Source organism: Salmonella sp. SAL4457 (assembly GCF_046548235.1).
GTDB classification, from domain to species: domain Bacteria; phylum Pseudomonadota; class Gammaproteobacteria; order Enterobacterales; family Enterobacteriaceae; genus Salmonella; species Salmonella enterica.
On sequence record NZ_JBGDZO010001257.1, the window covers coordinates 1 to 239 of the forward strand.

Annotated in this window: 1 protein-coding gene; it reads right to left on the bottom strand. The window is 59.4% G+C overall.

From position 1 onward, the window contains the following. Window positions 1–70 precede the first annotated feature (70 nt). The coding region (locus ACLJNW_RS28230) for a His/Gly/Thr/Pro-type tRNA ligase C-terminal domain-containing protein (RefSeq protein ID WP_410961943.1) at window positions 71–239 on the bottom strand (169 nt) is incomplete at its 5' end.

The window sequence follows — 239 nt, forward strand, 5'->3', positions numbered from 1 at the left end:
TCCTTGATCTGCGCCAGGTCTTCGTCTTCGGTACGCGATGTCACCCCAATCACTCCTATTCTTTATGTTCTCAAGCCTGTGCCAGACAGGCTGCCAGGTGCTCGGGCAGAGCATCCCAGGCAATGCTTTGTTGCTCGCCCTCGTCACGCAGGGGCTTGAAACCTACCACGCGATTGGCCACCTCGTCCTCCCCGAGGATCAGGGCAAAGCGCGCGCCGCTCTTGTCGGCCTTCTTGAAC